Below are 4,716 nucleotides of genomic sequence, written 5' to 3' on the forward strand. Positions count from 1 at the left end.
GATGGCGGCGTTGAGGGCCAGGAGGTTCGTCTGCTCCGTCAAGTCCTCGATCGTCTGCACGATCCGCCCGATCTGCTGCGACTGCTCCCCCAACGCCCGCATCGTCTGCGCCGTCTCCTCCACCTGCCGCCGCACCCGCTGCATCGCCGCCAGCGTCTCCTCCACCGTCTGCCCGCCGGCCTGCGCCTGCTGGGCGTTGTGATCCGCGCTCTCTACCACCTGCCGCGCAATCTGCTCCAACTGCTGGTTCTGCTCCGCCATCGCCTGCGCCAGCTCCGCCGCCCGCTGCAGCGCCCGCCCCTGCTCCTGGGCGGCCTTGGCGACGGCGTCGATGGTCTGGGTCATCTCGGCGGTGGCGGTGGCGGCGGTGGTGACCTGCTCGGCCTGCTGCGCCGACCCCTGCGCTACGTCNCGCGCGACCACACCGCTCAGGTAACGGATCTCGGCTAGCGCCTGGCCGAGGCGATCGGTCAAATGTGCGAAGGCTCGGCCGAGCACGTCTCGCTCCGAGCGCGGCACAACCTCGACGGTCAGATCGCCCTCTGCCATCTTGCCTGCCGCATCGGCCAGTGTTCGGATGTATTCGATCATCGCGCGGAACTGCTTCGTGAGCTGGCCGACCTCGTCACGGGAATCCGTCGCCTGCAGCGCGATGTCCAGGTCGCCGACCGCTATTCGACTGGCCGCCTCCGTCGCGCGCGCCAGCGGCCGGGCGATCGCCCGGGCGACGAGCCAGGCCAGGCCGAGGCCAGAGACAGCGGCCAGTGCCGTGAGCCCGAGCATCAGCAGACCGCGCTGCCGGGCAGTGGCCAGCACAGCGTCCGAATGCGCGGCGATACGGGGGGCATAGATCGTGTCCTGAAGCTGGTTCAGCGCCTCCCTCATCGGCTCGAAGTGCGCGCGCGCTTGGGGTAGCAACGCGAGCGCCTCGGCACGCGCCCGATCGGTACCCTCGCTACTCAGCGTGGCGATCTGATCGGCAACGCTCAGCCAATCGGCTCGTTCGCGCTCGAACGTCTGCCAGTGAACAGCTTCCGCGGGGTCATTGACGGCGATCGAGCGGTACTGCTGCCAGCGCTCGCCGGTCTGCGCCGCGTTCTCACGATACGCCTCGAGCTGCGCCTCTCGCTCCTCTGCGTTATCTGCCAGAAGGCTGGCCTCGAGCGCATACTGCGCCTGGTACGCATCCCGGTCGATGTTGAGCAGGAGCTGGATCGTCGGCACCTCGTGCGCCGTCATCTCCTCGACCTGGCGGCTGACGCTTTGCAAGCCCAAGTAGCCGATGGCCATCACGACGATGGAGAGGACCAGGACCGCCAGCACCACACTCTGGAACTTCCGCCCCACCGTGAGATTCGTCCAGACCTTCACGAAAACCTCCTCCCCGTACCCAGATCTTCGGTTGTCTCTCTTGGCAGATCTCCGGTAGCACGTCAGGAGAGGTCCTGCCGCCGGCCGAGGCAGGCCCCGGCCAGTTTCTCCAGCTCAACAAGCTGGAGCAGGCAGTCGGGCAAGGTTGCGACCGCAGGAACCAGCTCAGCCAGGGCGCCGAGGTTGCCGGAAGGCTCCCGCAGTTCGCTCGCTGGGACCCGGATCGTTCCCCGGATACTTTCGCCGCGGAGCACCAGCGGTCCGAGGCCGGTCAACGTGACCACGTCGACGCTGCGGCCGTCGGCGCGCGCCGGGCGCCGGAGCACCCCGCCCAGGTCGAAGACCGGCACAATCTCGCCCCGGATGTTGGCCAGGCCGAGGAACCCTGCCTGGTCCATCGGGGTCGGCGTCACGCTGTCCAGCGTCGTGATCTCGCGCACGCGGTCGATCGAGATCCCGTAGACCTCCTGGCCGAGGTTAATGGCCAGGACGTGCGCCGTCTCTTCGTCGGCCACGACCTGCGTGTCCATCCCCTCCCCCTGCGCCTCGTCGGCCACGAGCTTCCGGAAGCGCTCCAGCAGCTCGCTCTGCTCGATCTCGTCGAACTTAGCGAAGACGGCGCTGGCACCGGCAGCGCGCAGCCGCGCGGCCATCGCCCCATCCGGATCCTGGTCTTGCAGGTACTGCGAGAGCACGACGATCGGGATGTTCGAACGGATCCCGCCCTCGCCCGAGCGGATGGCCTGGATGAGGTCGAGGCCGGATCTACCCGGTAGCATGTAGTCGGTGATCACCAGCCCGATATCCCGGTTCTCGGCCAGGCGAGAGAGCGCCTCCTCGGCGCTACCGGCAGCCAGCACGGTGTAGCCAGCCCGGCGCAGCGTGGCTTCCAGCGCATCGCGGTAGAAGACACTGTCCTCCACGATCAGCGCCGTCTTGCCAGCGATCGCTGTGCCGTCGACTCGAGCGGCGAAGAGCCGCTGCAACTGGCCATGCACCAGGGCTGGCACGTCGATCAGCAGGTAGACGTTATCGGGCAGGTTCAACAAGCCGGTCACCCCATGGCGGTCGGACGGTTCCGGGTGCACCGCGACGTTGCCGATCCGCACCACGCCGGAGGCGACTAGGCCGCACTCGAGGTTGTCTGCCTTCAGCAGCACCGCGATGCCACCCTGCTGGATCCCGCCGCTCCCGAAGCCGAGCGCGCGGTCGAGGTCGATCAGCGGGACGAGCGCACGCTCCTGGCGCAGGTAGACCCGCTCGCCGAAGATGGCGAGCTCGTCGGGCTCGAACCGCACGATGCGCGAGACCAGACGTACCGGCAGCGCATAGCGGTGCTCGCCGTAACCGCGCACCAAGACCATTCGCTCGGCGAGGTCATCCTCCGCGGGCATGGCCGAACCTGCCAGCGGGGCATGGTCGCCGGCCGCGACGCGCGCCTGCTCTTCCGCCAGCCGCGCGCTGGCTAGCCCAGCCTCCGCCAGGATCTTCTCCGGCTCTAGGATCAGCACGATCTCGCCGGTGCCCAGCGAGGCCAGCCCGCTGATACTCTCCACCCCGCGGATCACGTTGCCGACCGGCTTGACGATCAGCTCCTCGAAGCGGGCGATCCCGTCGCAGAGCAGCCCGGCGACCGCATGCTGGCCCCGCAGCACCAGCACGTAGTGACGGTCTCGCTGGTTCGCTCCCTGCCCCCGATCGGGCCAGCGATCGAGCGTGAACAGTGGCACGAGCTGGTCGCGCAGGCGGAAGGCGTCCTGCTCGCCGTAGTGCTCGATCTGCGCGCGATCGATCAACACGATCTCCTGCACTACGTCGTAGGGAATGCCGAGCAGATAGCCGCGCGCGGTGAACACGAGGGTGTTGACGACCGAGACCGAGGTAGGAACCATCATCCGAACGGTGGTGCCCTGCCCGGTGACCGAGCGGATGCTCAGGCTCCCGCCCAATTCCTGCATCCGCACCGCGACCACGTCCAAGCCGACCCCACGGCCGGACATCTCGGTCACCTGGTCGCGGGTCGAAAAGCCGGGGCGGAGGAGCAGGCTGGCCAGCTCGGCTTCAGTGAGCGACGCCGCCTCCCGAGCCGCCGCGAACCCGCGCTCCACCGCCTTCGCCCGCACCGCCTCGTAGTCGATCCCCTTGCCGTCGTCGGACACTTCGATGACCAGGTTGGAGCCCTCCCGCATCGCCTGCAGCGTGACCCGCCCACGCGAGGGCTTGCCGGCCGCGATGCGGCGCTCTGGTGACTCGATACCGTGATCGACGGCGTTGCGCAGCAGGTGAACCAGCGGATCCCGCAGCTCTTGCAGAATTCGCCGGTCGACTTCGAGCTGCCCGCCGCTGACGACCAGCTCGACCTCCTTACCGGTGGCGCGGGCGGCGTCCCGCACGACACGCGGCATTTGCCCGAAGAGGTGAGCGATCGGCTGGAGGCGGGTCAGCCCGGCGATGTCCTGCAGCTCCGAGACCATCACGCTGAGCTTCTTGGACGCCCCGGTCAGCTCCATGTCCTGGAGGCTCGCGGCCAGGGTGGTGATCCGGTTGCGGGTCACCAGCATCTCCTCGGCCAGTCGCCCCAGCCGGTCGAGCACGTGGATCGGCACGCGGACGGTCGAGCTGAGAAGATCGACTTCGCCGGGCAGCCTGCCCTCGGGCTCGCCGCCGCTGTCAGCCATCTCCGTGGCGGATTCGCTCGCTGGCCCGGTAGTCGCGATCTGCTCCCCACCCTGCGCGGCGGCAGCGGCGCTTTGGAGCGCCGCAGTGAGGGTATCGAGGCCGCCCGGAGCGGCAGTGTCACCGGCCAGGCTGACCAGATAGGCCTTGACGGCCGCCGTCGCCTGCAGAAAGAGATCGATGTGCTCGACTCGGAGCGGTGCCCCCCTCCGCAAGACATCGGCGAGCTGCTCGGCGGCGTGCACCAGCGCCACGAGGTCGTCCAGGTTCAGGTAGCCGGCACTGCCCTTGGTCGAGTGCAGGTGCCGGAAGATCTCGTTGAGCAGGTGCTCCCGCTCGGCGGCCGTCGTCGCCTGCTCCAGCTCGACCAGCGCCGGCTCGATCGCCTCGAGCCGCTCGCGGGTCTCCTCCAGGAACATCTCGATCAGCTCGCGGTCTTCGCTTCCCATCGCCGTCCACCTTCGCCCGGTCGAGCACCGTCATCACCGCGAGAAGCCGTTGCTGGAGGCGCGGCTGCCGGCTAGGGCAGGCGGAGCCCAGGCAGCGTCCGCCCGGCCGTTGGGCCCGCGCTCGGCACGGATCGGCTCCCGGTCGGAGGAGCGACGGAGCCGGAACTGGCTCACCGCCGCCTCCAACTGCCCCGCCAGCTCCACCAGCTCCTGCGCCGCC

Annotated in this window: 3 protein-coding genes; all 3 read right to left on the reverse strand. The window is 69.0% G+C overall.

What is annotated here, in order from left to right; all coding sequences use genetic code 11:
• Positions 1–1,371: methyl-accepting chemotaxis protein (locus NET02_RS16185; RefSeq protein ID WP_284058470.1), on the reverse strand; the 1,371-nt coding region annotated here is incomplete at its 3' end.
• Between the two features lie 62 nt (positions 1,372–1,433).
• On the reverse strand, positions 1,434–4,496 hold the full coding sequence (locus tag NET02_RS16190; protein ID WP_284058471.1) for a chemotaxis protein CheW: 3,063 nt from the start codon (positions 4,494–4,496) through the stop codon (positions 1,434–1,436).
• 33 nt (positions 4,497–4,529) lie between these two features.
• Positions 4,530–4,716 (reverse strand): hypothetical protein (locus tag NET02_RS16195; protein ID WP_284058472.1); only part of this gene is annotated, 187 nt, incomplete at its 5' end.

The organism is Thermalbibacter longus (assembly GCF_023806485.1).
GTDB classification, from domain to species: domain Bacteria; phylum Chloroflexota; class Chloroflexia; order Thermomicrobiales; family Thermomicrobiaceae; genus Thermalbibacter; species Thermalbibacter longus.